This is a genomic window from Aeromonas crassostreae (assembly GCF_054052445.1).
This window is the reverse complement of the sequence record NZ_JBSTYM010000082.1, coordinates 1-249: the sequence shown is the minus strand read 5'-3', so window position 1 is coordinate 249 and position 249 is coordinate 1. Positions and strand designations below refer to the sequence as shown.

The 249-nt window shown below is 67.9% G+C and carries 1 protein-coding gene; it reads left to right on the top strand.

From position 1 onward, the window contains the following. A partial coding sequence (locus tag ACW5W4_RS18980; protein WP_456690424.1) for a hypothetical protein occupies positions 1 to 249 on the top strand: 249 nt, incomplete at both ends.

Here is a 249-nt window from a genome sequence, read left to right as displayed (position 1 = left end):
GTGACACCCTCAAGGTGAGCGGCCAGGCCGACCGCCTGTTGAGCGAGGCCGACATCAGCGCCGGCAAGGTGGGCTACGAGTTTGACCGTCCAGCCGATGGCGCGGCGCTGACCGTGACCGCCACTATCATGGATGCGGCGGGCAACGAATCCCAGCCGGGCAGCGACAGCGCGGTGATGGGCGACACCACTGCCACCGCGGCCCCGACCGTGGTCATCACCGAAGACAGCGACAACGATGGCACCATCG